This window comes from Tamlana crocina, from assembly GCF_012037625.1.
Map to the genome: position 1 here is coordinate 1 of NZ_JAAVJS010000445.1, position 374 is coordinate 374.

The 374-nt window shown below is 38.5% G+C and carries 1 protein-coding gene; it reads left to right on the forward strand.

Translation table 11 applies throughout. The features are described from left to right. Window positions 1-165 precede the first annotated feature (165 nt). On the forward strand, window positions 166-374 hold a 209-nt coding region (locus HC176_RS19730), incomplete at its 3' end, for a DUF5687 family protein (protein WP_245234955.1).

Sequence of the window (374 nt, forward strand, 5' to 3'; positions counted from 1 at the left end):
TCAAATTCGAGGCTTACTGCCTGCTCAGTTTCCCTGATGATATTTTTGATCTTTAACGGAAAGAATTTGCTCATTTTTTGGTATTTGGTGCAAAAGTACGAAGTATAGAAATTTTTTTCTGTAACAAAATTGTAAATTTCCCTACTTGTAGTATAAAGCAAAAGCATGTATAGACGATTCATTTCCCTTCAGTGGAAAGCCTTTTTCCGGTCTGCCAGTCTTGGCAGAAGTTTGGGGCTAAAGATCTTTATGGCCTTTATTGCCATCTATTTTGCCATAGTATTTCTCTTGCTTGGAGTTGGTCTTTACCCTTTACTGAAGGAGGCCTTACCGGAGCAGGAGCCTTTAAATATTGTCAATAGGTGGCTGCTCAT